Source organism: Streptomyces sp. GQ60 (genome assembly GCF_059758875.1).
Genome location: NZ_JCAXEG010000003.1, coordinates 227,891 through 252,912, shown reverse-complemented (window position 1 = coordinate 252,912; position 25,022 = coordinate 227,891). Strand labels below are relative to the sequence as shown.

Annotated in this window: 27 protein-coding genes and 1 tRNA gene; 16 read left to right on the top strand and 12 right to left on the bottom strand. The window is 72.7% G+C overall.

Annotation, left to right across the window (positions count from 1 at the left end; genetic code table 11):
- The first annotated feature begins 12 nt into the window (after positions 1–12).
- The 3 genes from AC6CKD_RS09815 to AC6CKD_RS09805 are packed head-to-tail and all read left to right on the top strand — an operon-like array spanning position 13 to position 2,771.
- Positions 13–1,143, top strand: coding sequence for an LLM class flavin-dependent oxidoreductase (locus AC6CKD_RS09815; RefSeq protein ID WP_498326554.1), 1,131 nt, complete (start codon positions 13–15; stop codon positions 1,141–1,143).
- 3 nt (positions 1,144–1,146) lie between these two features.
- Positions 1,147–1,878, top strand: coding sequence for an SDR family NAD(P)-dependent oxidoreductase (locus tag AC6CKD_RS09810; protein WP_498326553.1), 732 nt, complete (start codon positions 1,147–1,149; stop codon positions 1,876–1,878).
- Positions 1,875–2,771, top strand: coding sequence for an alpha/beta hydrolase (locus AC6CKD_RS09805; protein WP_498326552.1), 897 nt, complete (start codon positions 1,875–1,877; stop codon positions 2,769–2,771). The genes AC6CKD_RS09810 and AC6CKD_RS09805 overlap by 4 nt, the downstream gene beginning before the upstream one ends.
- Before the next feature lie 12 nt (positions 2,772–2,783).
- On the opposite strand, the gene AC6CKD_RS09800 is transcribed toward AC6CKD_RS09805, so the two are convergent.
- Positions 2,784–2,858: transfer RNA gene (locus tag AC6CKD_RS09800), tRNA-Ala, on the bottom strand.
- Between the two features lie 67 nt (positions 2,859–2,925).
- Here AC6CKD_RS09800 and AC6CKD_RS09795 point away from each other — a divergent pair.
- Positions 2,926–3,252: a hypothetical protein gene (locus AC6CKD_RS09795; protein WP_498326550.1), complete on the top strand. Its 327-nt coding sequence runs from the start codon at positions 2,926–2,928 to the stop codon at positions 3,250–3,252.
- Between the two features lie 43 nt (positions 3,253–3,295).
- A complete protein-coding gene (locus AC6CKD_RS09790) occupies positions 3,296–3,643 on the top strand; it encodes a hypothetical protein (RefSeq protein ID WP_498326549.1) in 348 nt (115 codons plus the stop codon).
- Positions 3,644–3,789: 146 nt separating this feature from the next.
- Here the strand turns inward: AC6CKD_RS09790 and AC6CKD_RS09785 are convergent, their stop codons facing one another.
- Genes AC6CKD_RS09785 through AC6CKD_RS09770 form a run of 4 tightly spaced genes read right to left on the bottom strand, consistent with a single transcriptional unit; the run spans position 3,790 to position 7,578 of the window.
- Entirely contained in the window at positions 3,790–4,947 is a 1,158-nt protein-coding gene (locus tag AC6CKD_RS09785) for an acetyl-CoA C-acetyltransferase (protein WP_498326548.1), read from the bottom strand.
- Between the two features lie 15 nt (positions 4,948–4,962).
- Positions 4,963–5,598, bottom strand: coding sequence for a TetR/AcrR family transcriptional regulator (locus AC6CKD_RS09780; RefSeq protein ID WP_498326547.1), 636 nt, complete (start codon positions 5,596–5,598; stop codon positions 4,963–4,965).
- Positions 5,599–5,638: 40 nt separating this feature from the next.
- The gene (locus tag AC6CKD_RS09775) at positions 5,639–6,424 is read right to left on the bottom strand and encodes an SDR family oxidoreductase (protein ID WP_498326942.1); all 786 of its coding nucleotides are present in this window, start codon (positions 6,422–6,424) and stop codon (positions 5,639–5,641) included.
- 5 nt (positions 6,425–6,429) lie between these two features.
- Positions 6,430–7,578, bottom strand: coding sequence for an acyl-CoA dehydrogenase family protein (locus AC6CKD_RS09770; RefSeq protein ID WP_498326545.1), 1,149 nt, complete (start codon positions 7,576–7,578; stop codon positions 6,430–6,432).
- Positions 7,579–7,624: 46 nt separating this feature from the next.
- On the opposite strand from AC6CKD_RS09770, the gene AC6CKD_RS09765 reads away from it, so the two are divergent.
- Genes AC6CKD_RS09765 through AC6CKD_RS09755 form a run of 3 tightly spaced genes read left to right on the top strand, consistent with a single transcriptional unit; the run spans position 7,625 to position 10,655 of the window.
- Positions 7,625–8,527 carry an enoyl-CoA hydratase gene (locus AC6CKD_RS09765; RefSeq protein ID WP_498326544.1) on the top strand — a complete coding sequence of 301 codons (903 nt, stop codon included), beginning with the start codon at positions 7,625–7,627 and terminating at the stop codon, positions 8,525–8,527.
- A complete protein-coding gene (locus AC6CKD_RS09760; RefSeq protein ID WP_498326542.1) occupies positions 8,527–9,672 on the top strand; it encodes an acyl-CoA dehydrogenase family protein in 1,146 nt (381 codons plus the stop codon). Before AC6CKD_RS09765 ends, AC6CKD_RS09760 begins: the two co-directional genes overlap by 1 nt.
- Positions 9,672–10,655 carry an acyl-CoA dehydrogenase family protein gene (locus AC6CKD_RS09755; protein ID WP_498326541.1) on the top strand — a complete coding sequence of 328 codons (984 nt, stop codon included), beginning with the start codon at positions 9,672–9,674 and terminating at the stop codon, positions 10,653–10,655. The genes AC6CKD_RS09760 and AC6CKD_RS09755 overlap by 1 nt, the downstream gene beginning before the upstream one ends.
- Here the strand turns inward: AC6CKD_RS09755 and AC6CKD_RS09750 are convergent.
- Both AC6CKD_RS09750 and AC6CKD_RS09745 read right to left on the bottom strand, forming a co-directional pair.
- Positions 10,637–11,008 (bottom strand): YrdB family protein, encoded by a 372-nt coding sequence (locus AC6CKD_RS09750; RefSeq protein ID WP_498326540.1) that lies wholly within the window; start codon positions 11,006–11,008, stop codon positions 10,637–10,639. The two genes, AC6CKD_RS09755 and AC6CKD_RS09750, sit on opposite strands and share 19 nt — an antisense overlap.
- 154 nt (positions 11,009–11,162) lie before the next feature.
- Positions 11,163–11,816: a response regulator transcription factor gene (locus AC6CKD_RS09745; RefSeq protein ID WP_498326539.1), complete on the bottom strand. Its 654-nt coding sequence runs from the start codon at positions 11,814–11,816 to the stop codon at positions 11,163–11,165.
- Between the two features lie 230 nt (positions 11,817–12,046).
- Between AC6CKD_RS09745 and AC6CKD_RS09740 the strand changes: the two genes are divergently transcribed.
- The 4 genes from AC6CKD_RS09740 (at position 12,047) to AC6CKD_RS09725 (ending at position 16,717) form a co-directional block, all read left to right on the top strand.
- Positions 12,047–13,210: a peptidoglycan DD-metalloendopeptidase family protein gene (locus AC6CKD_RS09740; RefSeq protein WP_498326538.1), complete on the top strand. Its 1,164-nt coding sequence runs from the start codon at positions 12,047–12,049 to the stop codon at positions 13,208–13,210.
- A 177-nt stretch (positions 13,211–13,387) separates the two neighbouring features.
- Positions 13,388–14,584: a sensor histidine kinase gene (locus tag AC6CKD_RS09735; protein WP_498326537.1), complete on the top strand. Its 1,197-nt coding sequence runs from the start codon at positions 13,388–13,390 to the stop codon at positions 14,582–14,584.
- A gap of 126 nt (positions 14,585–14,710) precedes the next feature.
- A complete protein-coding gene (locus AC6CKD_RS09730; protein WP_112447913.1) occupies positions 14,711–14,914 on the top strand; it encodes a cold-shock protein in 204 nt (67 codons plus the stop codon).
- Positions 14,915–15,034: 120 nt separating this feature from the next.
- Positions 15,035–16,717: a DEAD/DEAH box helicase gene (locus AC6CKD_RS09725; RefSeq protein ID WP_498326536.1), complete on the top strand. Its 1,683-nt coding sequence runs from the start codon at positions 15,035–15,037 to the stop codon at positions 16,715–16,717.
- Positions 16,718–16,798: 81 nt separating this feature from the next.
- On the opposite strand, the gene AC6CKD_RS09720 is transcribed toward AC6CKD_RS09725, so the two are convergent.
- The 5 genes from AC6CKD_RS09720 to AC6CKD_RS09700 are packed head-to-tail and all read right to left on the bottom strand — an operon-like array spanning position 16,799 to position 21,250.
- Positions 16,799–17,731 (bottom strand): tyrosine-protein phosphatase, encoded by a 933-nt coding sequence (locus tag AC6CKD_RS09720; RefSeq protein WP_498326535.1) that lies wholly within the window; start codon positions 17,729–17,731, stop codon positions 16,799–16,801.
- Between the two features lie 31 nt (positions 17,732–17,762).
- Positions 17,763–18,869, bottom strand: a complete 1,107-nt coding sequence (locus AC6CKD_RS09715; RefSeq protein WP_498326534.1) for an NAD(P)H-dependent flavin oxidoreductase — start codon at positions 18,867–18,869, stop codon at positions 17,763–17,765.
- A 4-nt stretch (positions 18,870–18,873) separates the two neighbouring features.
- Positions 18,874–19,626: a CoA-transferase subunit beta gene (locus AC6CKD_RS09710; protein ID WP_498326533.1), complete on the bottom strand. Its 753-nt coding sequence runs from the start codon at positions 19,624–19,626 to the stop codon at positions 18,874–18,876.
- Positions 19,623–20,474 (bottom strand): CoA transferase subunit A, encoded by an 852-nt coding sequence (locus AC6CKD_RS09705; RefSeq protein WP_498326532.1) that lies wholly within the window; start codon positions 20,472–20,474, stop codon positions 19,623–19,625. The genes AC6CKD_RS09710 and AC6CKD_RS09705 overlap by 4 nt, the downstream gene beginning before the upstream one ends.
- Positions 20,471–21,250: an enoyl-CoA hydratase family protein gene (locus tag AC6CKD_RS09700; protein ID WP_498326531.1), complete on the bottom strand. Its 780-nt coding sequence runs from the start codon at positions 21,248–21,250 to the stop codon at positions 20,471–20,473. Before AC6CKD_RS09700 ends, AC6CKD_RS09705 begins: the two co-directional genes overlap by 4 nt.
- Positions 21,251–21,306: 56 nt before the next feature.
- Between AC6CKD_RS09700 and AC6CKD_RS09695 the strand changes: the two genes are divergently transcribed.
- From AC6CKD_RS09695 to AC6CKD_RS09680, 4 genes are all read left to right on the top strand, one after another.
- On the top strand, positions 21,307–22,071 hold the full coding sequence (locus AC6CKD_RS09695; protein WP_498326529.1) for an SDR family oxidoreductase: 765 nt from the start codon (positions 21,307–21,309) through the stop codon (positions 22,069–22,071).
- 1 nt (position 22,072) lies between these two features.
- Entirely contained in the window at positions 22,073–22,981 is a 909-nt protein-coding gene (locus AC6CKD_RS09690; protein WP_498326528.1) for an SDR family oxidoreductase, read from the top strand.
- 307 nt (positions 22,982–23,288) lie between these two features.
- Positions 23,289–24,071: a 2-keto-4-pentenoate hydratase gene (locus AC6CKD_RS09685; RefSeq protein WP_498326527.1), complete on the top strand. Its 783-nt coding sequence runs from the start codon at positions 23,289–23,291 to the stop codon at positions 24,069–24,071.
- A 1-nt stretch (position 24,072) separates the two neighbouring features.
- Positions 24,073–25,017: an acetaldehyde dehydrogenase (acetylating) gene (locus AC6CKD_RS09680; RefSeq protein ID WP_498326526.1), complete on the top strand. Its 945-nt coding sequence runs from the start codon at positions 24,073–24,075 to the stop codon at positions 25,015–25,017.
- Positions 25,018–25,022 lie beyond the last annotated feature (5 nt).

Below are 25,022 nucleotides of genomic sequence, written 5' to 3'. Positions count from 1 at the left end.
GGGAGGTCCCCCGTGAAGTTCTCGATGATCTTCGAGGCGCAGCTCGTCGACCCGACGCCCGAACGCGAGCGCCAGGTCATCCACGACTGCGTCGAACAGGCCGTGTTCGCCGAGGAGATGGGCTTCGACCGGATCTGGGCCGTGGAGCACCACGCCCTCACCCAGTACGCCCACATGAGCGCCTCCGAGATCTTCCTGACCTGGGTCGCCGCCCGGACCGAGAAGATCCGCATCGGCCACGGCGTCGTCACCATGCCCTTCGGCTACCAGCACCCCGTGCGCGTGGCCGAACGCGCCGCCATGCTCGACGTGCTCTCCGGCGGCCGCGTGGACATCGGCGCCGGCCGCGGCGCCACCCGCCAGGAGATGTCCATGTACGGGGTCCGCCCCGAGGACACCTACCCGCAGATGGAAGAGGCGCTGCGGATCTTCTCCTCCGCGTGGCGCGAGGAGAAGTTCGAGTGGCACGGCTCCATCGACATCGGCCCCGGCGCGATCCTGCCCCGCCCGGTCCAGGACCCGCACCCGCCGCTCTTCATGGCCTGCTCCAAACACGACACCCTCAAGCTCGCCGCCGAACTGGGCATCGGAGCCCTCGTGATGGGCTTCGCCGGCGCCGACGACGTCCGCACGATGCGCAAGGTCTACGACGAGGCCATCGCCACCCGCAGCGGGGACCGCTTCGTCTCCACCGAGGTCAACGACCACCTCTCCGCGCTCTGCCCCACCATCGTCCTCGACGACGCCGAGCGCGCCCTGCGCCTGGGCACCCGCGGCCAGCGCTTCTTCGCCGAGTCCATCGCCCACTGGTACGGCAACGCCCCCGAGCCGACGGGCTACTCCGAGGACGAGACCGCCGAGGAGCACGTGGCCGCGCTGGAGAAGGGCCGGAGCGAGCTGGTCGCCAAGCTCCACGAGGCGAACATCCCGGCCCGCCCCGTAGACACCGGCACCTACAACGCCGAGCATGCCTACGGCAACGCCCGGACGGCCATCGCCTACGTCGAGCAGCTCCGCGCGATCGGCGTCGACGAGGTCATGTGCCTGATCCAGATGGGCACCGTCCCGCAGGAGGCCTGCATGGAGACCATCCGCCAGTGGGGCGAGAGCGTCATCCCGCACTTCCGCGCCCTGGAGGGCTGACCGGTGACCGTCTCTCTCAACGGCAAGGTCGTCGTCATCACCGGCGCAGGCCGCGGCCAGGGCGCGGCCGAGGCCCGGCTGTGCGCCGAGGCCGGAGCACGGGTCGTGGTCACCGACGTCCGGGAGGAGGAGGGCCGCGCGGTCGCCGACTCCCTCGCAGACCAGGGGCTCTACGTGTGCCACGACGTGGCCGACGCCGACAGCTGGGCGGAGGTGGTCCGCGAGGCCGTACGCGCCTTCGGCACGGTCTCCGCCCTGGTCAACAACGCCGCGCTGTGGCGCACGGCCCACGTGGAGCGCCAGGGCCTCGAAGACTTCGAAGCCCTGCTCCGGGTCAATCTGCTCGGCCCGTTCCTCGGCATCCAGGCGGTGGCCCCGGTGCTGCGCGCGGCGGGAGGCGGCTCCATCGTCAACGTCTCCTCCACCGCCGGACTGGTCGGCATCCCGGGCCACGCGGCGTACGGGTCGAGCAAGTTCGCCCTGCGCGGGCTGACGAAGTCGGCCGCGCTGGACCTGGCGGGGGACCGGATCAGGGTCAACTCCGTGCATCCGGGGGCGATCGACACCCCGATGGTCAGCGAGGCCGTCGCGGGGCGGGACTGGTCGCACCTGCCGCTGGGGCGGATCGGGCGGCCCGAGGAGGTCGGGGAGCTGGTCCTCTTCCTCTGCTCGGAGGGGTCCTCGTACATCACGGGCGCGGAGTTCACCGTCGACGGCGGGATGACGGCGCGATGAGCGGCACCGGAACCGGTTCCCTGTCCCCGGCGGCCCGCCGGCTGTGCGACGCGATGGCGGCCTTCTTCCCCGGCCCGGGGGACCTGGCCGCCCTGCGCGCGGCCGCGTCGGGCTCCCGCGGCGGCGGCGCGGAGGTGGCCTCCGTACGGGACGCGGTCGCGGACGGCGTCCCCGTCCGGATCTACGACCCGGCGCCGGGCGCCGGGGGCCGCCCGCTGGCGGTGTTCTTCCACGGCGGGGGCTGGGTGATGTGCGGCCTGGACACCCACGACGCGCTGTGCCGGGCGCTGGCCGCGGCCTCGGGAGCGGTGGTGGTCTCCGCGGACTACCGGCTCGCCCCGGAACACCCGTGGCCGGCGGCGCCCGACGACGCGCTGACGGTGCTGCTGTGGGCCCGGGCCCGGGCAGCCGAACTGGGCTGCGACCCCGCGCGGCTTGTCGTCGCCGGGGACTCCAGCGGTGGCAACCTCGCGGCCGTGACGGCCCTGCGGGCCCCGGAGCTGGTCGCCGGCCAGCTGCTGTTCTACCCGCCGCTGGACGCCTCGATGGAGCACCCGTCCGTAGCCGAGTTCGCGGAGGGGTACTTCCACACGGCCGCCCACATGGCCTGGTACTGGGACCAGTACGGCGGCGACCCGGCCCACCCCCACGTCTCCCCGCTGCGGGCCGCCGACCTCTCGGGGCTGCCGCGCAGCCTGCTGGTCCTGGCCGACTGCGACGTCCTGCGGGACGAGGGCCTGGCCTACGGGCGAAGGCTGGCGGAGGCGGGCGTGGACTGCGGGATCCAGCTGGTCCCCGGGGTCTTCCACGGATTCCTCGGCCTGCCGCTCCCCGCCGCGGCCGCGGCGATCGCGGCGGCGGGGGCGTGGGTGGCGGCGACGGGTGCGCCGTAGAGGAGAGAGGGGGGCCGGGCGGCCGGATTCGAACCGGCGTCCTCCTCCATGCTGTGTAGGCGCACTACCTCTGTGCTACGACCCAGCCCTTGCGCCGGATCCTAGGCGCGGCCCCGCCGGACGCGCACCCGAATATCCCCGGCATGATGTGCACATGTCGATATCGGTCCAGGGGGCCCTGGCGCGCAACTCCCTCGCCCTCGCAGCGGAGTTCGCCGCCGCGCTCCTGATGCGCGGCTCCCAGCCGCACTGGCTGCCGGTCATGCTCGCGCTGGTCGCCCTCGTGTCCGGACTGCCGCACGGCACGGACGCCGGCTTCGTCCACCGGATCGTGCTCGCGGCCGGCGCGGTGGCGATCACCCTGTCCGCGGCCCGGGCCCTGGACGCCCCCGACCCGCTCCTCTGGCAGATCCTGACCGGAGCCCTGCTCCTGACCCAGACGGTCTCCCTGACCCGCCTTTCCCGCCGCCTAACCGCCTGAAAGGGCCTGGCCGGGGCCGTGCCCACCCACCTACGCTGCGCCCATGTCCCCTACGACGACCCTGTGGCGCCCGACGGGCCCGGTGGAGCTCGGACTGGTCCGTGACCTCGACTGGCGCGCCTGGCCGCCGCGGCTGCCGGAGCAGCCCATCTTCTACCCCGTCCTGAACGAGGACTACGCGGTCCGCATCGCCAGGGACTGGAACGTCAAGCACGACGGCGCGGGGTTCGTGACGCGCTTCGAGGTGGACTCGGCGTTCCTGGAGCGCTACCCGGTCCAGCAGGCCGGCGGGGAGACCATCCTGGAGCTGTGGGTCCCGGCGGAGGAGCTGGACGAGTTCAACTCGCACATCGTGGGGCGCATCGAAGCAGTGCGCGAGTTCCACGCGTGAGAGGGGTCGGGGGGATCGTCCCCTCCCCGCCCTTGCACCGTTCCCCGGGGCTTCGCCCCAGACCCCGGGCCTCACACGCCGGCGGGGCTGGATTTCCAGCCCCGCGTGCACGTGCGGGCTGACGCCGGCCCGCGTCCCGCCGGAGGCTACAGCCGCTCGATGATGGTGACGTTGGCCTGCCCGCCGCCCTCGCACATCGTCTGGAGGCCGAAGCGGCCGCCCGTGCGCTCCAGTTCGTGCAGGAGGGTCGTCATCAGCTTGACGCCCGTCGCACCCAGGGGGTGGCCCAGGGCGATCGCGCCGCCGTTGACGTTGACCCGCTCCGGGTCCGCGCCCGTCTCCTTCAGCCAGGCCAGGGCCACCGGGGCGAAGGCCTCGTTGATCTCGACCAGGTCGATGTCGGAGAGGGACATGCCGGTCTTCTTCAGGGCGTACGCCGTCGCCGGGATCGGCGCCGACAGCATGCGGATCGGGTCCTCGCCGCGGACCGACAGGTGGTGGATGCGGGCCCGGGGGCGCAGCCCGTGCTCCCGTACCGCCCGCTCGGAGGCCAGCAGCATCGCCGCCGCGCCGTCCGACACCTGGGAGGAGACCGCCGCCGTGATCGTGCCGCCCTCCATGACCGGCTTCAGGCCCGCCATCTTCTCCAGGCTGGTGTCGCGGCGCGGGCCCTCGTCGACCGACACCGACCCGTACGGCACGATCTCCCGCTCGAAGCGGCCCTCGTCGATCGCGCGCAGCGCCCGCCGGTGGGAGCGCAGCGCGAACTCCTCCATGTCGAGGCGGGAGATGCCCCACTTCTCGGCGATCAGCTGGGCCCCGTAGAACTGGTTGACGGGGGAGTCCCCGTACCGGGCGCGCCACCCCGCCGACCCCGGGTACGGGCCCTCGGTGAAGCCCAGCGGCTCCGCGGCCTGCCGCGAGGCGAAGGCGATCGGGATCATCGACATGTTCTGGGTGCCGCCCGCGACCACCAGGTCCTGAGTGCCGGACATGACGCCCTGCGCCGCGAAGTGCACGGCCTGCTGCGAGGATCCGCACTGGCGGTCGATGGTGACGCCCGGGACCTCCTCGGGGAGCCCCGCGGCCAGCCAGGCCGTCCGGGCGATGTCGCCCGCCTGCGGCCCCACCGTGTCGAGGCAGCCGAAGACCACGTCCTCCACGGCCGACGGGTCGATCCCGGACCGTTCGACGAGGGCCTTGAGGACGTGCGCCCCCAGGTCGGCCGGGTGGACCTCGGACAGGCCTCCCTTGCGCCGCCCCACGGGGGTGCGTACCGCTTCGACTATGTAGGCCTCGGGCATCGGAACTCCTCAGGGTTACGTTCGTGTGGCGATGCCGTCCAGGACCATGGACAGGTACTGGCGGGCGATCTCCTCGGGGCTGTGCTGGCCGCCCGGCCGGTACCAGGACGCCGCCACCCACACCGTGTCGCGCACGAAGCGGTAGGTGAGGCGGATGTCCAGGTCGGCGCGGAAGACCCCGTCCGCGACCCCGCGCTCCAGCGTCCCCAGCCACGCCTTCTCGAACTTGACCTGCGAGTCCGAGAGGTAGTGGAAGCGGGGCTGGACCGACAGGTGCCGGGATTCCTTCTGGTAGATGGCGACGGCGGCGCGGTGCCGGTCGATCTCCCGGAACGATTCGGTGACGAGGGCCTCGATGGTCTCCCTGGGTCCGAGACCTGCGGCGAGGACGGTGTCGTACCCGTCCCACAGCTCGGTCAGGAAGGCGGAGAGGATCTCGTCGAGGATCGATTCCTTGGAATCGAAGTGGTAGTAGAGGCTGCCGGCGAGCATGCCGGCGGCGTCGGCGATCTTGCGGACGGTGGTGGCGTTGTAGCCCTGCGCGGCGAAGACCTCGGCGGCGGTGTCGAGGAGTTCGCGGCGGCGTTCGGGCGACGCCGTCACCTGGGGCTTCTTCTTGGCCGTCGGTGCGATCGGCTTGTTCGTGGGCACGCGTCCATTCTGGTACCGCCCCGGCCGGTCATCCGACGCCCTACGCGTGCTGACTGCTGACCGACACGGTCTCGCCCGTCATGTACGACGAGTAGCCGCTGGCCAGGAAGACGATGACGTTGGCGACCTCCCAGGGTTCGGCGTACCGGCCGAAGGCCTCGCGGGCGGTCAGTTCGGCGAGCAGCTCCTGGCTGGTGACCTTCACCAGGTGCGGGTGCATGGCCAGGCTCGGCGCCACCGCGTTGATCCGTACGCCGAACTCCGCCGCCTCCAGTGCCGCGCAGCGGGTCAGCGCCATCACCCCGGCCTTGGCGGCGGCGTAGTGGGCCTGCCCGGTCTGGGCGCGCCAGCCGATGACGGAGGCGTTGTTGACGATCACCCCGCCCGTTCCCGAGGCCTGCATCGAGCGCATGGCGGCGCGGGTGCAGCGGAACGTGCCGTTCAGGGTGACGTCGAGGACGCGGGACCACTGGTCGTCGGTCATGTCGACCAGGTTCGCGGTGCCGCCGAGCCCGGCGTTGTTGACGACGAGGTCGAGGCGGCCGTGGAGCCGTTCGGCGAGCGCGAAGAAGGCGCCCACCTGCTCCTCGTCGGTGACGTCGCAGGGCAGGGAGGCGACCCGGTCCGCGCCGAACTCCGCGGCCAGCGCCTCCTCGCTCTCCTTCAGCCGCCGCGCGTGCGCGTCGCCGATGAGGACGCGGGCGCCCTCCTCCAGGAACCGGCGCGCGGTGGCCCCGCCGATGCCGGCCCCGGCGGCCGCGGTGATCACGGCGCTCCGGCCGGCCAGCAGCCCGTGCCCCGCCACGTACGCGGGTGCGTTGCCGATCGCGTTCACGCTCGTACCTCCTTGGGAAGGCCGAGGACGCGCTCGGCGACGATGGTGCGCTGGATCTCGTCGGAGCCCGCGTAGATGGTGTCGGAGCGGGAGAAGAGGAAGAGCCGCTGCCAGTCGTCGAGGTCGTACGGGTCCCCGTGCGCCCCCGCCGCGAGGAGCGAGGCGGCTCCGCGGACGTCCATGGCGAGTTCGCCGAGGTCCCGGTGCCAGCGGGCCCAGTACAGCTTGGCCGTGGACGGGGCGACCCCGGGCCGCAGCGCGGAGGCGCGCATGGTCTCCAGGCCGATCCAGGCCCGGACGAGCCGGTCGCGGACCAGCGGATCGGCCATGGCGCCGTTGCGCTTCGCCAGCGCGGCCAGGTCTTCGAGCTCGCGGCGGAAGCCGACCTGCTGGCCGAGGGTGGAGACCCCGCGCTCGAAGCCGAGGGTGGCCATGGCGACGGCCCAGCCCTCGCCGGGAGCGCCGACGACGTGGGCGGCGTCGGCGCGGGCCCCGTCGAAGAAGACCTCGTTGAACTCCGAGGTCCCGGTCAGCTGCACGACGGGCCGCACCTCCACCCCGGGCTGGTCCATCGGGACCAGCAGGTAGGACAGTCCCGCGTGCCGGCGGGAGCCCGGCTCGGTGCGGGCGACGACGAAGCACCACTGCGAGGCGTGGGCCAGAGAGGTCCAGACCTTCTGGCCGTCCACCACCCACGCGCCGTCCACCAGGGCGGCCCGGGTGCGGATGTTCGCCAGGTCCGAGCCGGCGTCGGGCTCGCTGTAGCCCTGGCACCACAGCTCCTCCACGGCCCGGATGGGCGGCAGGAAGCGCCGCCGCTGCTCCTCGGTGCCGTGCGCGATGAGGGTGGGGCCGAGGAGCTGCTCGCCGATGTGGTTCACGCGCGCGGGCGCGCCGGCCAGCGCGTACTCCTCGTGGAAGGCGATCTGCTGCCCGGTGCTCGCGCCGCGGCCGCCGTACTCGACCGGCCAGCCCACGCAGGTCCAGCCGTGCGCCGCCATGTGCCGTTCCCAGGCGAGGCGTTCGTCGAAGGCCTCGTGCTCCCGGCCCGGTCCGCCGCGGCCCTTGAGGGCGGCGAACTCGCCGGTGAGGTGGGCCCGTAGCCATCTCCGAACCTCGGTGCGGAACTCCTCGACGCTGCTCATGGCCGTACGTTAACCTACCAAACACTTGTTAGGGAAGGATCCAGGGATGCCCGATGACACCCCCGTGCTCTACGAGCGCCGCGGCCCGGTCGCGTACGTGACCATGAACCGCCCCCGATACCGCAACGCCCAGAACAGCGCGATGACCTACGCCCTCGACGACGCCTTCTACCGCGCCGCCGACGATCCCGCGGTCAAGGTCGTCGTCCTGGCCGGGGCCGGCGAGCACTTCTCGGCGGGCCACGACATCGGTACCCCGGAGCGCGACGCGCACCTGCCCTTCGAACGCCGCGCCGGCCTGTGGTGGGACCACTCCCAGCGCTCCGGCGCCGAATCCCGCTTCGCCCGCGAATCCGAGGTCTACCTCGGCATGTGCCGGCGCTGGCGCGAGCTGCCCAAGCCAGTCATCGCCTCCGTCCACGGAGCGTGCGTGGCCGGCGGGCTGATGCTCGCCTGGGTCTGCGACCTGATCGTGGCAAGCGAGGACGCCTTCTTCGCCGACCCCGTCGTGCGCATGGGCATCCCCGGCGTCGAGTACTTCGCCCACCCGTGGGCGATGCCCCCGCGCATCGCCAAGGAGTTCCTCTACACCGGCGACCGGATGCCCGCCCGCCGCGCCTACGAGATCGGCATGGTCAACCGGGTCGTCGAGCGGGCCGAACTGGCCGGGGCCACCGACCGGCTCGCCCTGCGGATCGCCGAGATGCCCGCCTTCGGACTCGCCCTCACCAAGCGGGCCGTCAACCAGGCCGAGGACCTCCAGGGCCTGCACACCGGCATGGACTCCGTCTTCGGACTGCACCACCTCGCGCACGCCCACAACGCCGAGACGACGGCGGACCCGCTCGGCGGCATGGACGTATCGGGAATGAAGGGTGCCGCGATGAAGGGTGCCGCGATGAAGGGCGCCACCAAGCAGGGCTTCGCGATGAAGGAGGCGAACAGCTGATGGACCTGAACCATGCGGCGGACGTGGAAGCCTTCCGGGCCGAAGCGCGCGACTGGCTGGCCTCCCACGTGCCCGCCACCCCCCTCCCCTCCCTGGAGACCCGGGACGGCTTCGCCGCCCACCGGGAATGGGAGGCGCTCCTGCACTCCGCCCGCTGGGCGGTGGTGTCCTGGCCCGAGGAGTACGGCGGCCGCGGCGTGGACATCGAGCACTGGCTGGTCTTCGAGGAGGAGTACTGGGCCGCCGGCGCGCCCGGCCGGGTCTCGCAGAACGGCATCAACCTGCTCGCCCCCACCCTCTTCGACCACGCCACGGACGAACAGCGCGCCCGCGTCCTGCCCTCCATGGCCGACGGCGAGGTGATCTGGGCGCAGGCCTGGTCCGAGCCCGAATCCGGCTCCGACCTCGCCTCCCTGAAGTCCCGCGCCGTCCGCACCGAGGGCGGCTGGCTGCTGTCCGGGCAGAAGACCTGGTCCTCGCGGGCCGCCTTCGCCGACCGCGCCTTCGGCATCTTCCGCACCGACCCCGAGGCCCCCAAACCGCACCAGGGCCTCACCTATCTGATGTTCGACCTGCACGCCCCCGGGGTCACCGTGCGGCCCATCGGCCGCCTCGACGGCAAGCCCGCCTTCGCGGAACTCTTCCTCGACGAGGTCTTCGTCCCCGACGCGGACGTCATCGGGGAGCCCGGACAGGGCTGGCGGATCGCCATGTCCACCACCGGCAACGAACGCGGGCTCACCCTGCGCGCCCCGGGCCGCTTCCTCGCCGCCGCCGACCGCCTCGTGGAGCTGTGGCAGAGCCACGGGGACCCGGCCGACACCGCGCTGCGCGACCGGGTCGCCGACGCGGTGGTCGGAGCGCGCGCCTACCAGCTGTTCACCTGGGCCAACGCCTCCCGTTTCGCGGCCGGCGAGACGATCGGCGCCGAGTCCAGCCTGAACAAGGTGTTCTGGTCCCGGTACGACATCGCCCTGCACGAGAGCGCCCTCGACCTGCTGGGCCCCGACGCGGAACTCGCCGACGGGGAATGGGCCGAGCCGTGGATCTTCTCCCTCGCCGGTCCCATCTACGCGGGGACCAACGAGATCCAGCGCGACATCATCGCCGAGCGGCTGCTCGGCCTCCCGAAGGGCCGCCGCTGATGCGCTTCCTGCCCACCGAAGAACAGGCGGACTTCGCCCGCACCCTGCGCGGCCTGCTCGCCGCCTCCGACGTCCCGGCGGCGGTACGGGCCTGGGGCGCGGGCGACCACGACCCGGGCAAGGCGCTGTGGGCGCGGCTCGCCGCCACCGGACTGTTCGCCCTCGCCGCCGACGAGGCCCACGAGGGCATGGGCCTCATGCCCCTGGAGATGGCGACCGGGTTCGTGGAGCTGGGCCGCGCCGGAGTCCCGGGCCCGCTGGTGGAGACGGCCGCCGCCGCCGTACTCCTGACCCGGCTCGGCGACGAGGCACTGGCCAAGCGGTTCCTCCCCGGGCTGGCCGCGGGGGAGGCCTCGGCCACCCTGACCCTGCCCGGCGGGACCCCGTACGCCCTGGACGCCGACGCGGCCACCCACCTCTTCACGGTGTCCCCGGCCGGGGAGCTCCGGCTGGCCGCCGGCGCCGGTCCGCTCCGCACCTCCATCGACCCCGCCCGCCGCCTGGCCCTGCCGGACGGCGGCGGCGAAGTCCTCGCCGCCGGCCCGGCGGTCACCGCGGCGGCGCACGACGCCGCCGAGTGGGCCCGGCTGCTGACCGCCGCCCAGTGCCTCGGCGCCGGCGAGGCCCTCCTCGCGCGCACGGTGGAGTACGCGAAGCAGCGCACCCAGTTCGGCACGGCGATCGGCGGCTTCCAGGCGGTGAAGCACCGGCTGGCCGACACCTTGATCGGCCTGGAGTTCGCCCGGCCGCTGCTGTGGGCGGCCGCGCTCTCCCTGGCCCCCGGGGAGGTCGCCGCGGCGAAGCTGACCGCGGGCGAGGCCGCGTACGCGGCAGCCATGACCGCGCTGCAGCTCCACGGGGCCGTCGGCTACACCGAGGAGCTCGACCTCTCCCTGTGGCTGCGCAAGGCCCGCCCGCTGCGCGACGCCTGGGGGAGTCCCTCGCAGTGCCGGGCGGCGGTGCTTCAGGAGCGGTTGCGGTAATACGAGGAGAGGCCGGTGTTCACGACGACGGCCACCGTGAACCACAGGGCCGGCAGCCGCTGCCCGAGCGCGAGCAGCGCCAGGGCGGCGGCGCCGAACACCACGGCCTTGACCCCGAGCTGAGCGGCCAGGGGCACGGCGAACCGGGCCTTCGGCGCGGCGAACATCCCCCAGAGCACGGCGGCGGCCACCGGGGCGGCCACCGCCAGGGCGAGGGACCCCGCCCATCCGACGTCCCGGGTGAAACCCCACCAGGCCAGCAGGAAGAGGACCAGCAGCTCCAGCAGGAAGGCGATGCCCTCGTTGACGAGGAAGAACGCACGGACGGGCGGAGACAGCGAAGAGGGCGACATGGCCGCCAGCTTCACGCCCCGGGGGCGCGAGCCGCTAGTCCCCGCACGGAGCCGTCTCGGATGACGGCCACGCTGAGCGTGACCGCGTAGGCCGGCGAGGTCCAGACCCAGACCCTGGCCCTGGCCCTGGCCCTGCGCCCCTCCGGGGCCTTGCTCACGCGGCGCGGACCAGCCCCGCCTCGTAGGCGAGGATCGCGGCCTGGGTCCGGTTGGAGAGGTCGAGCTGCGTCAGGATCCGCGAGACGTACGTCTTCACGCTCGCCGGGGACAGGTGCAGCGCCTGCGCTATCTGCAGGTTCGTCCGCCCCTCGCCGACCAGTGCGAGGACGTCCCGCTCGCCGGGGGACAGGGTGGAGAGCTGCTCCGCGTGGTCGGGAGCACCGGTGCGGGTGCCGGCCCGTTCCAGCAGCACCCGCATCACCCCGGGAGCCAGTGCGCTGCCGCCCGCCGCGACCGTGCGGATGCCGGCGAAGAGCTCCTCGGGGCGCAGGTCCTTCAGCAGGAACCCGGCCGCTCCGGCCCGCAGCGCGTCCAGGACCAGGTCGTCCGCCGTGTAGCCGGTGAGGACGAGCACGCGCGGGGGCTCCGGCAGGCGCAGCAGCTGCAAGGTGGCCTCCATGCCGTCGACCTTCGGCATGACCAGGTCCATCAGCGCCACGTCCGGCCGGTACGTGCGCGCCAGCGGCACGGCCTCGGCCCCGTCGGCGGCCTCCGCGACCACCTCGATGTCGGGCGCGCTCGCGAGCAGGGTCACGAGTCCCGACCGTATGAGGCTCTGGTCGTCGACCACCATCACGCGGATCGTCATGTGACCCACCTCCCCTGATGCTCCGTCTCATTGCGGACATTACCGGCAGAGCGGGACGTAAGTGCCCTCAACCCTCCCTCCCCAGTCCCCTTTTGCCGCCCCGCTTGTCCTCTTTCGGGGACTTCGGGGACCCCCCGTCCTCCCGGACGGTGGTTACCGAGGCCGAACGCACCACCGCTTCACCCGGTGCACCCGGCCTCCGCAAATGTCCCCGAAGTCAGGAACTCCGCATGTCTTTCCCGTCTGCTCGTACCCTCGCCGGTCTCGTTGTCGCCGGTATCGCCGCACCCGCCGCCGTGGGTCTCGTGGCACAGCCCGCGTCCGCCGCGTCGGTCGGCACGTGGGACAAGGTCGCCCAGTGCGAGTCCACCAGCGACTGGAGCATCAACACCGGCAACGGCTACTACGGCGGCCTGCAGTTCTCCTCCGGCACGTGGGCGGAGTTCGGCGGCCGGCAGTACGCCCCCCAGGCCGACCAGGCCACCAAGGCGCAGCAGATCGCCATAGCCGAGAAGGTCCTGGCGACCCAGGGCCCCGGCGCCTGGCCCTCCTGCGGCAAGCTCGCCGGCCTGCAGCGCGGCGGCCCGGCCCCCGAGGCCCCCGCCAAGGGCGCCGGCACCTCGACCGCGGGCAAGCGCGTCGAGGCCCGGGCGGCCCCGGCCGCCCCGAAGCCCGCCCAGGGCGCCCACAGCTACACCGTGGTCAGCGGCGACACCCTCGGCACCATCGGCTCCGAACTCGGCGTCAGCTGGCAGACCCTCTACTCCGAGAACCGCTCGGTGATCGGGTCCAACCCGCACATGATCCTCCCGGGCCAGCGCCTCGCGTACGGCTCCGGCGGCTCCTCCGACTCCGGCGGCTCCACCCCGGCCGCGCCGAAGTCCTCCAGCTCCTCCGGCTCCTCGAAGTCCTCCGGCTCCTCGAAGTCCTCGGAGTCCGCGAAGTCCTCGGATGCGTCGAGCTCGTCCAAGAGCAGCTCCCGCGGCAGCGCCGAGGGCGTCCTGCCCGTCTCGGGCGGCACCATCTCCGCGCGTTACCACCAGGCGGGTGGCTGGGCCGCCGGCCACCACACCGGCATCGACTTCGCGGTGTCCACCGGCACCCCGGTCCGGGCCGCGGCCGCCGGCACCGTCGTCTCCTCCGGCTGGCAGGGCGCGTACGGCAACGCCGTGGTCGTCAAGCACGACGACGGCCGCTACACCCTCTCCGCCCACCTCTCCTCGGCGACCGCCTCCGAAGGCGAGCGCGTCTCCGCGGGCGAGCAGATCGGCAGCTCCGGCAACACCGGCAACTCCACCGGCCCGCACCTCCACTTCGAGGTCCGCTCCAGCAACAGCTACGGCGCCGACGTCAACCCGGTCACCTGGCTGAACGGCCTCGGTGTCTCCCTGTAACGAACGAGCCGTTCACTGCGGGCCGGTTCACTGCGGGCCCGTTCGCTGAGGGCCGGTTCACCAAGAGCGCGTCCCCCCGGGATGCCCCTTCGGCGGAAGAAGGGCAACCTGGGGGGACGTTTTGGCATGTTCTGCGCACTTTTGTGCGTCATGGGGGGTGGTGGAGTCATGCAGGCCGTGCCCGGTCGCGCCGGACAGCTGCTGGAACGGGGTCTGCGCACCCTGACCGGAGAGGGCGGCGGGGCGCCCGACCCCGTGCGCGCCCGCCGCACCGACATCTGGCTCGCCCTCGCCTGCGGGCTGCTCACCACCCTCAACCTCCACGACGTCCACCGCTTCGGCCTCGTCAGCGACTACTCCACGAGCCTGGCCGCCGGCTGGCTCGCGGCCGTCTCCCTGCTGTGCCGCCGCTCCCACCCCTGGATACCGGCCCTCGCGGCCACCGCCGCCACCGTCGTCTCCGACGACCGCGGCCCCCTCGTCTTCGCCGCCTACGCCCTGGCCGCGTACGGCCGCGCCCACCGCTGGGGCGGGGTCCTGCTGATGGCCGTCGTCTACGCGGCCACCCGCGACCTGTTCCTGCCGCTCGGGTACGCCGGGCGCGACCCCGCGTCCTTCGTCCTCGGCTCCATCCTCGTGCCCGCCCTCTACGGGGAGACCGTGCGCCGCAACCGGCACGTCATGGCCGCGCTGCGCGAGCGGGCCCGCCAGGCGCACGCCGCCGTGGACCAGGCGGCCGACCTCGCCGTCGTCCAGGAGCGCACCCGTTTGGCCCAGCGCACCCACGACGGGCTCGGCCACCGCCTCACCGCCCTCACGATGCAGGCCGCCGCCCTGCGCCTGGACGCCGGAGCCGATCCCCGGGTCCGGGAGGCCGCCGGCGCCGTGGAGGAGTCGGCGCGGGCCGCGATGGCCGAGGTCAGGGAGGTGCTGGACATGCTGACCGACCCCGCGGGCAGTCGCGCGTACACCTCCCCCGTGGACGTGGGCCGCTTCCTGGGCTCCCTGGCCCGGAACATGCGGGCCACCGGCATGGAGATCACCCACCACACGCAGCCCGGCCTGGGATCCTTCCCGGCGGCCGACGGGCGGCTGCTGCTGCGGATCGCCCGCGAGGGACTCACCAACGCGGCGAAGTACGCCCCCGGCTCCGCCGTCCGGATGAATCTGTACGCCGAGGACGGGGAGGTCCGCCTCGACGTGGTCAACACCGCCCCGGAGGGGGAACGGATCGTGCTGGACTCGGGCGGGATGGGCATTCCGGGGCTCAGGCGCGCCCTCGCGGAGGCGGGCGGGCGACTCCGCGCGGGCGGTACACGCGACGGAGGTCACATGATCGCGGCGGCACTCCCCGACCGACGTGTGCTAGCTTAGAGCTCGTTGCAGTTGTGGTACCCATGAACTTTATGTGCGCCTGACGGGAATGCTCCGACAGGCGCTTTTATTGTTTTGCCGGAATCTCCGGATGGGGCCCTTTGCCGCCTATTCAGGAGATTCAAAATGGCACTTGGCACCGTGAAGTGGTTCAACTCGGAAAAGGGCTTCGGCTTCATCGAGCAGGACGGTGGCGGCCCGGACGTCTTCGCCCACTACTCGAACATCGCCACCCAGGGCTTCCGTGAGCTCAACGAGGGCCAGCGCGTGTCCTTCGACGTCACCCAGGGCCAGAAGGGCCCCCAGGCGGAGAACATCCTCCCCGCCTAAGGCAGTCAGCACGCCGGGGTCCGCACCGAGTAGGTGCGGGCCCCGGCTTGTCTGCTGTTTCGCACCATTTGTTTGCAGTGCTTTGTGCAGTACCTGCCGGTTTCAGGAGGGCTTTCTCGCATGACCAGCTCCAGCTCCGCACGACCCAGCCGCCGCCCCACCCGGGGTCGAGGTGCGGCTCAGGGACGTCCGAAGGCTGGCGCGGGACGGCAGAAGTCCGCCCCCGTAGCCAGGCCCCAAGAATTCACCATGCCCGACCCGCTGACCCCGGCCCTGCCGCCGGTGGACTCGTTCGGCGACATGGACATGCCCGAGGCGCTGCTGAAGACCCTCGCCGCCCAGGGCGTCACCGAGCCGTTCCCGATCCAGGCCGCGACCATCCCGAACTCCCTCGTCGGCCGTGACCTGCTCGGCCGCGGCCGTACCGGCTCCGGCAAGACGCTGGCCTTCGGCCTGGCCCTGCTGGCCCGCACCGCCGGCCGCCGCGCACAGCCGAAGCAGCCGCTCGCGCTGGTCCTCGTACCGACCCGCGAGCTCGCTCAGCAGGTCACCGACGCGATGTCCCCGTACGCCACGGCCGTCAACCTGCGGATCACCACCGTCGTCGGCGGCATGTCGATCAACCGGCAGTCCGGCGCCCTGCGCCGCGGCGCCGAGGTGCTCGTCGCCACCCCCGGCCGCCTGAAGGACCTCATCGACCGCGGTGACGCCGACCTCTCCCAGGTCTCCATCACGGTCCTCGACGAGGCCGACCAGATGACCGACATGGGCTTCATGCCGCAGGTCACCGCCCTGCTCAAGCAGGTCCAGCCCGACGGCCAGACCATGCTGTTCTCGGCGACGCTCGACAAGAACATCGACAAGCTCGTCAAGATGTTCCTCACCGACCCGGTCGCCTTCTCCGTCGACCCGTCCGCCGGTGCGGTCAGCACGATGGAGCACCACGTCCTGTACGTCATGGACGAGACCGACAAGAAGGCCGTGGCCACGCGCATAGCCGCTCGCGACGGCCGGGTGATCATGTTCGTCGACACCAAGCGCGGGGTCGACCGCATGGTCAAGAAGCTCCTCGCCGACGGCGTCCGCGCCTCCGGCCTGCACGGCGGCCGCTCGCAGCCGCAGCGCAACCGGACCCTCGACTGGTTCAAGACGGGCGAGGTCACCGCGCTGGTCGCCACCAACGTGGCCGCGCGAGGCATCCACATCGACGACCTCGACCTCGTCGTCAACGTGGACCCGCCGGTCGACCACAAGGACTACCTGCACCGCGGCGGCCGTACCGCCCGCGCCGGCGAGTCCGGCAGCGTCGTCACCCTGGTCCTGCCCGACCAGAAGCGCGACATGACCCGCCTCATGTCGGACGCCGGGATCTCCCCGCGCACCGCGCAGATCAAGTCCTCCGACGAGGAGCTCGTGCGCATCACCGGCGCCAAGGAGCCCTCGGGCATCCCGGTCGTCATGGAGGTGCCGCAGGCGACCCCGCCGCGTCAGCGCTCCGCCGGCGGGGGTGCGGGCTCCGGCGCGCGCCGCCGCTCCGGCGGACCGCGTACGGGCGCCGGCACGGGTGCGGCTCCGGCAGCCGGGGGCGGCCGCGGCCGTCGCACCGGCGGCGGCGCTGCCGGGCAGGCTCCGGCCACCGGCTCCGGCCAGGCCCGCCGTGGCCAGGGCGGGCAGGGCGGCTCCACGGCCGGTTCCGGCGAGCGCGGCCGGCGTACCGGAGGCGCTCCCTCCGGTGGTGCCGCCGCCGCTTCGGCACGCAGCCGGGTGGGTGGCGCCGGCCAGGGCCGTCGCCGCTCCGCCTGACCTGGAGCATTACGTACGAACCACTGCGCCGGGCGGCACGCGCCGCCCGGCGCAGTGGTGTATTCCGGGTCCGGCCGGTGCCTAGCGGACCAGCTTCACCTGGAGCTTCGCCAGGGTCCGCAGGTCCAGGCCGAGGCCGTCGGTGAGGTAGCCGTAGAGGCTGCCGTAGTCGGCCTCCATCTGCGTGGTCGCCGCGTCCAGGTAGTCCTGGCGGACCTCCTGGAGCGGGATCAGCAGATCGGGGTTCTGCATCCGGCCGGATGCCTTGATGCCCGCCCGCACCTGGGCGTCGTACGCCGCGCGGAACGTGTTCGAGGCCAGGTAGTCGCGCTCGGCCGTGGACTTCGGGACGGCCAGGGCGTTCAGCAGGACGTAGCTCATCCAGCCGGTCCGGTCCTTGCCCGAGGTGCAGTGGTACAGCAGCGGGCCCTGGCTGCCGTCGGCGATCTCGCGGAGCGTGGTCGCGAACTGCGCCCGGTTCTCGGGGCTGGTCACGAACGAGCGGTAGATGTCGCGCATGTACGCCTCGGCGCGGCCACCGCCGAGCATCTGCTCCTGCTTCACGGGATCACCGCTGCCGATCGCGCCGACCAGGGTCCCGTACAGACCGAGGTCGCTGACCGGGCGGGCGGTGGAGACCAGGCCGGCGGGCAGTTTGTCGGCCCCGTCGTACTGGACCTCCATCGGGATGCGGAAGTCGAGGACCTTGGTGAGGCCCAGACCGCCGACGGTGGTGACGTCGGAGGCGGTCAGCTTGCCCAGCGCGTCGGAACGGTAGACCAGCCCCTGACGGACTTGGCCTCCGGTCCACGTGCGGTAGCCACCGAGGTCGCGGAAGTTGACCGCGCCCTGGAGGGGGATCTGGCGGATCGTTTCCGTCGACTGCGCGGGCCAGTGGTGGCGGGAGACGGAGGCACTGTCGGCCGGAGCGGCGTACGCGGCGGCGGGCAGGGTTCCGATGGCGAGGGCGGAAGCGAGCACCGCGGTCGCCAGGCGGATTCGGGCACGGCTCATCTGGGGCAACTCCTGTCACGGAGATGGGGAATCACCCTGGTGGTGGCAGGGTGCCGAGCGGGTGCGGAGGGAGGGAAAGACGCTGTGGGGGAGTGAGGCCGTGCAGCCGTTCCAGGACGGCGTGTGCCTCGGCCATGACGCGGGTGACGAGCTCCGCACAGGACGGAAGGTCCTCGATCACGCCCGCGACCTGGCCCGATGCCATGACGCCGAGGTCCGTACGGCCCTCGACCATGGACGCCTTGAGGAGCATGGGGGTGTTCGCGGCGAGCAGCACCTGGCTCCAGGACAGGTCCTTGCCGTGTTTCATCGCGAGGCCGTCCCGGATCATCTCCGCCCAGGTCAGACCCGATAGCTTCTTGAATCCGGCCGCGTGCCGCACCGCCTTGGCCAGTGCCTTCGCCCGGCCGGCCCGCTCCAGGGAAGCGACCAGCTCGCTGCGCAGCATCCGGTGCGGGAGCCCGTCCACGGCCGTCGTCACGGTGACGTCCTTCACCGTCGCCTTCAGGTACTCGGCCTTCACCGCGTCCGGGACCGTCGAGTCGGAGGTCAGCAGGAACCGGGTGCCCATGGCGATGCCCGAGGCCCCGTAGGCGAGCGCCGCGACCAGACCGCGGCCGTCGCTGAAGCCGCCCGCCGCGATCACCGGGATGTCCACCGCGTCGACCACCTGCGGCAGCAGCACGGTCGTGGCGACGTCACCGGTGTGCCCGCCGCCCTCGCCGCCCTGCACGATCACCGCGTCCGCGCCCCACGCCGCGACCTTCTCGGCGTGCCGGCGCGCCCCGATCGACGGGACCACGACCACGCCCGCGTCCTTCAGCCGCGCGATCAGCTCCTTGGACGGGGCCAGCGCGAAGGAGGCCACCCGGACGCCCTCGTCGATGATCAGCTGCGCGCGCTCGGCCGCGTCCCCGGCGTCCGCGCGCAGATTGACCCCGAACGGTGCGTCCGTACGGGACTTGACCTCGTGGACCGCCGCCCGCAACTGCTCCATCGTCATGGTCGCCGAGGCCAGGATGCCGAGCGCGCCCGCGTTGGCCGCCCCCGACACCAAGCGCGGACCCGCCACCCAGCCCATGCCCGTCTGCACGATCGGGTGCTCGACCCCGACCAGCTCGGTGAATGCCGTCTCCATCGGCTCAGACCCGCACTTCCCGGTCGCGCAGGCCCTTGGGGTCGATGACCTCGCGGATCAGCCGCAGCTCCTCCGCCGTCGGCTCCCGCGTGTACGGGACCTCTTCGGGCAGGTCCAGCTCGAAGCCGGTCGCCGCCCGGACCTGTTCCACCGTGACCCCGGGGTGCAGGGAGACCAGGCGCATGGCGTGGCCGGGGCCGCTGAAGTCGAGGACGCCGAGGTCGCTGACCACGCGGGGGAGCCGGTGGAAGCGGGTCACCCCGGCCGCCTCGGCGCGGTCGTAGCCCACGCCGCTCACCATGTCGACGCGCTCGACGAACACCCGGGTGGAGTGCTTGGGGATCCAGTAGCTCACCGGATTGTTCAGGGTGTTCACCGGGGCGCCGCGCACCCCCAGGAGCTGGCGGGCCGGCTGCTCCCAGTCCCCGATGCAGGAGATGTTCTGATTGCCGAACCGGTCTATCTGGCTGGCGCCCATCATCACGTGCCGGCGGCCACCGGTGACCATCGTCAGGTGACGGCGGTACGGCAGCCAGCCCTCGGCCGAGCCGTCGAGCCCGACCAGCATGGCTTCGCCGTCGGTCAGCAGCAGGTCGGGGGAGAAGGTCCGCTTCGCCAGCCGGGCCCCGAAGGAGGGCACCAGGCCCATCGGGCTGGCCAGCACCTCGCCGTTGTCCCGCCAGGCCTCCGCGCAGGCGATCACGCAGTACTCGGCGCGGGTGACCGCGGCCGTGGTCGTCGTGGAGGGCGTGCTCACTTCTGCTCCTCGTGCCAGGCCTGGACGGCCGACTGGTAGGCGTGCTCGCTGCCGCCGGAGAGGAAGCGCTCGGCGAACTCGGGCCAGGGGGTGGTCGCGTACAGCTTCTGGAAGGCCTCGTCGCGGCCGTAGTCGGGGGTACAGGAGGTGAAGTGCGCGCCGTTCGGGGTCTCCACGACCCCGGTGACCGAGTGGCGGCTGATCAGGAGCGACTGCGGGGGCCCGGATTTGGAGAGCTCCGCGGTCTCGACGAGCTGCTCGCAGGAGACGTAGGCGGCGTCGGCCGCCTCGCAGAAGAGGTCGTCGAAGTACGGGTCCGGGCCCAGGTACTGGGCGTTCCCGAGCCGGTCGGCCCGGTTGAGGTGGACCAGCGCGGCGTCCATGCGCAGGGCCGGGACCGCCACGAACTCCTCCCCGTCGGCGTACGGGGACGTGACGGTGCGCAGCTCGGGGTTGACGCGCATGACGTCGGAGCCGAGGCCGGCGCGGACCGGGAGGAAGGGCATCCGGTTGGCGGCCGCGTGCAGGCCCCACATGAACATGGCCTCGTCGAGCTCGGTGAGGGCGAAGGCGCGGCTCTCGCGGGCGGCCCGGTAGTGCGGCTCCAGCGGGATGGAGTCGAGGGTGACGAAGGGGGTGACCAGCGTGCGGATCCGGCCGGCCGCGGCGAGCAGGCCGACGTCGGGGCCGCCGTACGAGATCACGGTGAGATCGGTGATCTCGGAGCGGAGCAGTGCGCGCACCAGGGCCATGGGCTTGCGGCGCGAACCCCAGCCGCCGATGCCGACGGTCATCCCGCTGCTCAGCCGGCCGACCGCTTCCTCCGGGGTCATGCTCTTGTCGGTCATGCCGATTCCGCCTTTGCCTCAGTGCTTCCGGAGGGACCGCTGCCGCCGAAGGTGTCGCGGACCCGGTCCGCCACGCCGCTGAGGTTGGCCTCGAAGGTGAAGCCCTGCTCGAAGCGGTAGCTGCGGCGCACGTCCACGGGGTCGATGCCGTTGATGGCCGCCTTGGCGAGCCGGATGAGGTACCCGTCCTTCTTCGCGATCTCGGCTGCCAGCTTCAGGGCGGCCGCCCGCAGTTCGCCCGGCGGGACGACCTTCCACACCGAGCCGTGCGCGTGCAGTTCGGCGGCGGTGGCGGTGCGCGAGGTGTAGTACAGGGTCCGCATGAGGTGCTGCGGGACGAGCCGGGCCAGGTGGGTGGCGGCCCCGAGGGCGCCCCGGTCCAGTTCCGGCAGCCCGAAGGTCGCGTCCTCGGAGGCGACGATGGCGTCGGCGTTGCCGACCAGGCCGATCCCGCCGCCGAGGCAGAAGCCGTTCACGGCCGCCACGACCGGGACCTCGCACTCGTAGACGGCGGCGAAGGCCTCGTAGCAGCCCCGGTTGGCGCCGATGAGCGAGGCGTGGCCGGTATCGCGCTGCATCTCCTTGATGTCGACGCCGGCGTTGAAGCCGCGGCCCTCCGCGGCCAGGACCACGCACCGGACCTCGGGGTCGCGGCCGGCCGCGCGCAGGGCGTCGGCCAGGTCGTACCAGCCCTGCACGGGCAGTGCGTTGACGGGCGGGAAGTCGACTGTGACGAGTGCGATGGCCTTGTCGGGGCTTGAGGTGGAGACACCCATGAGCGGATCAGCTACCTTTCCACCAAACATTTGTTAGGTGAGGAAGGTAGCAGCCGATGGAGCTCAACGGGAGGGTTGTCGTCGTCACCGGCGGAACCCGCGGCGTCGGCGCCGGGATCGCGCGGTCGTTCCTCGCGGCGGGGGCCGAAGTCGTCGTCTGCGCGCGCCGGCCACCGGACGAACCGGTCGAGGCGGCGGGCCGCTCGGCGCTCTTCACCGCCCTGGACCTGCGCGATCCGGCCGCCGTGCAGGAGTTCTTCGGATCGGTCGCCGCGCGCCACGGGCGGCTGGACTGCCTGGTGAACAACGCCGGCGGGACCCCGTACCGGCTGCTGGGGGAGGGCGAGGCGCAGCGCCACGCGCGGGTCGTCGAGCTCAACCTGATCGCCCCGATGACCGCCTCGGTCGCCGCGTACTCCTGGCTCCGGGAGACCCGGGGCTCGATCGTGATGATCGGCAGCGTCAGCGGGACCCGGCCCTCGCCGGGCACGGCGGCCTACGGGGCGGCGAAGGCGGGCCTGGAGAACCTGGCCCGCTCCATGGCCGTGGAGTGGGCTCCCGAGGTGCGGGTCAACTCGCTGGTCCTGGGCATGGTGCGGACCGAGCTGTCGCACCTGCACTACGGCGACGAGAGCGGGATCGCGGCGGTCGGCGCGACCGTGCCGCTGGGACGGCTGGCGGAGCCCTCGGACGTGGGCGAGGCGGCCGTCTTCCTGGCCTCCGGCCGGGCGGGGTACGTGAGCGGGGCGAGCCTGCTCGTGCACGGGGGCGGCGAGCGGCCGGCGTTTTTGGATGCGGCAACTGCGAACAAGGAGAGCTGACATGGGACTTGCCGAAGGCCGTGTGGTCATCGTGACGGGCGCCGGACGGGGGCTGGGTCGGGCCCACGCGCTGGCCTTCGCCGAAGAGGGGGCCCGGGTCGTCGTGAACGACCTCGGGGTCGGCCTGGACGGACTGCCGGGACCGGAGGGCCCGGCGGCGCTGGTCGTCGCCGAGATCCTGGCGATGGGCGGGGAGGCGGTGGCGCACGGCGGCGACATCGCCACGGCGGAGGGCGCGGCGTCACTGGTCGAGACGGCCGTCTCGGCCTTCGGCCGCCTGGACACCCTGGTCAACAACGCGGGGTTCCTGCGCGACCGGATGCTCGTGAACCTGGACGAGGACGACTGGGACGCCGTGATGCGGGTCCACCTGAAGGGGCACTTCCTGCCGCTGAAGCACGCGGCGGCGTACTGGCGGGCGGAGGCGAAGGAGGGCCGGCAGGTGGCCGCCCGGGTCGTGAACACCTCCTCGGGGGCGGGGCTGCTCGGCTCCGTGGGCCAGGGAAACTACAGCGCGGCCAAGGCCGGGATCCTCGGGCTGACCCTGGTGTCGGCGGCGGAGATGGGCCGCTACGGGGTCCAGGTCAACGCGATCGCCCCCGCGGCGCGGACCCGGATGACGGAGCGGACCTTCGCGGACACCATGGCCGCCCCGGAGGCCGGGGCCTTCGACGCGATGGCCCCGGAGAACGTGTCCCCGCTGGTGGTGTGGCTCGGCTCCGACGCCTCGGACGGGGTCACGGGCCGCGTCTTCGAGGCGGAGGGCGGCCGCATCACGGTCATGGAGGGCTGGCGGCCCGGACCCACGGCCGACTGCGGAGCGAGGTGGACCCCGTCGGAGGCGGGCGAGGCGACTACGAAGCTCCTGGCCCGGTCGGAGCCGCCGCATCCGGTGTACGGGTCCCGCTGACGGGCGGGGCGAGCGGGGGGCCGGGCGGGGGGCGGGGGCTGGGCGGGCGCCGGCCCCCGTTTCGTGCAGGCTGCTGGTGCTGGGGGGCTGGCGGCCCTGGTGTTCCCGGGCGGTGCGCCGGCCGGGCCCCACGGGCGTGGGGCAGTCGCGAGCCGCGGCCCGAACGGCTCCCGGGGTTGCCCGGAACGCGCGGATTCCCTTCCGGACGGGCCTTTCCCGGTGGCCGGGAAAACGCCCTCCCGGCGCCGGAGGCGGGCCGTCTAGCCTCGCCGCACCGAACCAGCCCCCCGTACGCAAGGACCCGCACATGCTCTCGGACCGCCACCGGCTTCACGTCGCGCAGCAGCTGCGATCCGCCGAGCACGGGCGGACGCCCGTCGCACCGCTCGGTGACCGCTTCCCGGGGATCGACACCGAGGACGCCTACGAGATCCAGCTCCTCAACATCCGCCACCGCCTCGCGGCCGGCGACCGCGTCACCGGGCACAAGGTCGGGCTCTCTTCCCCCGTCATGCAGGCCATGATGGGCGTCGACGAACCCGACTACGGGCACCTGTTGCAGTCCATGGAGCTGTACGAGGACACCCCGGTCCCCGCTGCCGCGTACTGCGCTCCGCGCGTCGAGGTCGAGGTCGGCTTCGTGCTCGGCGCCGACCTCCCCGGCGAGGGCTGCACCGCCGCCGACGTACTGGCGGCCACCGAGCGGGTCGTCCCGGCCCTGGAACTCATCGACAGCCGGATCGCCGACTGGCGGATCACCATCGCCGACACCATCGCCGACAACGCCTCCTCCGCCGGATACGTCATCGGCGAGGGCCGCGATCCCCGCGAGCTGGACCTGAAGACCGTCGACGCCACGCTGACCAGCGGATCCGACACCCTGGCGAGCGGCCGCAGCGACGCCGTGCTCGGGGACCCGGCCGCCTCCGTCGCCTGGCTGGCCCGTACGGTCGCCCGTTTCGGGGTCCAGCTCCGCAAGGGGCACCTGATCCTGCCCGGGTCCTGCACCCGCGCCGTGGACGTGGCCGCAGGGCGGACCTACACCGCCGACTTCACCGGGCTCGGCCCGGTGTCCCTCTCCTTCTCCTGAGGTGATCACGATCAGTACGACGACGCAGACGCAGAAGACGACGCAGACGCAGAAGGCGAAGGCGACCGCCGCCATCGTCGGCTCCGGGAACATCGGTACCGACCTGCTCTACAAACTCCTGCGCTCCCCGCACGTAGAACCCCGCTGGATGATCGGCGTGGACCCCGACAGCGAGGGTCTGGCCCGCGCCTGCCGCGCCGGACTCGAAGCCTCTCCCGAGGGCGTGGACTGGCTGCTCGCCCAGGACGAGCTGCCGGACCTGGTCTTCGAGGCCACCTCCGCCTCCGTGCACCGCTCCAACGCCCCGCGGTACGCCGAACTCGGCATCAAGGCCGTCGACCTGACCCCGGCCGCCGTCGGCCCCGCCGTCGTCCCGCCCGCGAACCTGACCGCCCACCTCGACCGGGCCAACGTCAACATGATCACCTGCGGCGGCCAGGCCACCATCCCCATGGTGTACGCCGTTTCCCGCGTGGTCCCCGTCGCCTACGCGGAGATCGTCGCCTCGGTGGCCTCCGTCTCGGCCGGCCCCGGCACCCGCGCCAACATCGACGAGTTCACCCGTACCACCTCCCGGGGCATCGAGGAGATCGGCGGCGCCGCCCGCGGCAAGGCCATCATCATCCTCAACCCCGCCGATCCGCCGGTCATCATGCGGGACACCGTCTTCTGCGCCATCCCGGCCGACGCGGACCGCGAGGCCATCGCGGCCTCCGTCAAGCAGGTCGCCGAGGACGTGGCCTCGTACGTACCGGGCTACCGGCTGCGCACCGAGCCGCAGTTCGACGACCCCTCCCCGCTCAACGGCGGCATGGCCAGGGTCGCGATCTTCCTGGAGGTGGAAGGCGCCGGCGACTACCTGCCGCCCTACGCCGGAAACCTCGACATCATGACCGCCGCCGCCACCAAGGTCGGCGAGGAGTTCGCGAAGGGGACGCAGAAGTGACCACC

Bases quoted from the DNA above. Each gene is read 5' to 3' on its own strand.
- AC6CKD_RS09790 (WP_498326549.1), top strand. From the start codon at position 3,296: ATGTCCCCTACGACGACCCTGTGGCGCCCGACGGGCCCGGTGGAGCTC.
- AC6CKD_RS09685 (WP_498326527.1), top strand. From the start codon at position 23,289: ATGCTCTCGGACCGCCACCGGCTTCACGTCGCGCAGCAGCTGCGATCC.
- AC6CKD_RS09730 (WP_112447913.1), top strand. From the start codon at position 14,711: ATGGCACTTGGCACCGTGAAGTGGTTCAACTCGGAAAAGGGCTTCGGC.
- AC6CKD_RS09770 (WP_498326545.1), bottom strand. From the start codon at position 7,578: ATGAGCAGCGTCGAGGAGTTCCGCACCGAGGTTCGGAGATGGCTACGG.
- AC6CKD_RS09795 (WP_498326550.1), top strand. From the start codon at position 2,926: ATGTCGATATCGGTCCAGGGGGCCCTGGCGCGCAACTCCCTCGCCCTC.
- AC6CKD_RS09760 (WP_498326542.1), top strand. From the start codon at position 8,527: ATGGACCTGAACCATGCGGCGGACGTGGAAGCCTTCCGGGCCGAAGCG.
- AC6CKD_RS09755 (WP_498326541.1), top strand. From the start codon at position 9,672: ATGCGCTTCCTGCCCACCGAAGAACAGGCGGACTTCGCCCGCACCCTG.
- AC6CKD_RS09805 (WP_498326552.1), top strand. From the start codon at position 1,875: ATGAGCGGCACCGGAACCGGTTCCCTGTCCCCGGCGGCCCGCCGGCTG.
- AC6CKD_RS09720 (WP_498326535.1), bottom strand. From the start codon at position 17,731: ATGAGCCGTGCCCGAATCCGCCTGGCGACCGCGGTGCTCGCTTCCGCC.
- AC6CKD_RS09740 (WP_498326538.1), top strand. From the start codon at position 12,047: ATGTCTTTCCCGTCTGCTCGTACCCTCGCCGGTCTCGTTGTCGCCGGT.
- AC6CKD_RS09715 (WP_498326534.1), bottom strand. From the start codon at position 18,869: ATGGAGACGGCATTCACCGAGCTGGTCGGGGTCGAGCACCCGATCGTG.
- AC6CKD_RS09745 (WP_498326539.1), bottom strand. From the start codon at position 11,816: ATGACGATCCGCGTGATGGTGGTCGACGACCAGAGCCTCATACGGTCG.
- AC6CKD_RS09695 (WP_498326529.1), top strand. From the start codon at position 21,307: ATGGAGCTCAACGGGAGGGTTGTCGTCGTCACCGGCGGAACCCGCGGC.
- AC6CKD_RS09750 (WP_498326540.1), bottom strand. From the start codon at position 11,008: ATGTCGCCCTCTTCGCTGTCTCCGCCCGTCCGTGCGTTCTTCCTCGTC.
- AC6CKD_RS09700 (WP_498326531.1), bottom strand. From the start codon at position 21,250: ATGGGTGTCTCCACCTCAAGCCCCGACAAGGCCATCGCACTCGTCACA.
- AC6CKD_RS09725 (WP_498326536.1), top strand. From the start codon at position 15,035: ATGACCAGCTCCAGCTCCGCACGACCCAGCCGCCGCCCCACCCGGGGT.
- AC6CKD_RS09765 (WP_498326544.1), top strand. From the start codon at position 7,625: ATGCCCGATGACACCCCCGTGCTCTACGAGCGCCGCGGCCCGGTCGCG.
- AC6CKD_RS09705 (WP_498326532.1), bottom strand. From the start codon at position 20,474: ATGACCGACAAGAGCATGACCCCGGAGGAAGCGGTCGGCCGGCTGAGC.
- AC6CKD_RS09690 (WP_498326528.1), top strand. From the start codon at position 22,073: ATGGGACTTGCCGAAGGCCGTGTGGTCATCGTGACGGGCGCCGGACGG.
- AC6CKD_RS09785 (WP_498326548.1), bottom strand. From the start codon at position 4,947: ATGCCCGAGGCCTACATAGTCGAAGCGGTACGCACCCCCGTGGGGCGG.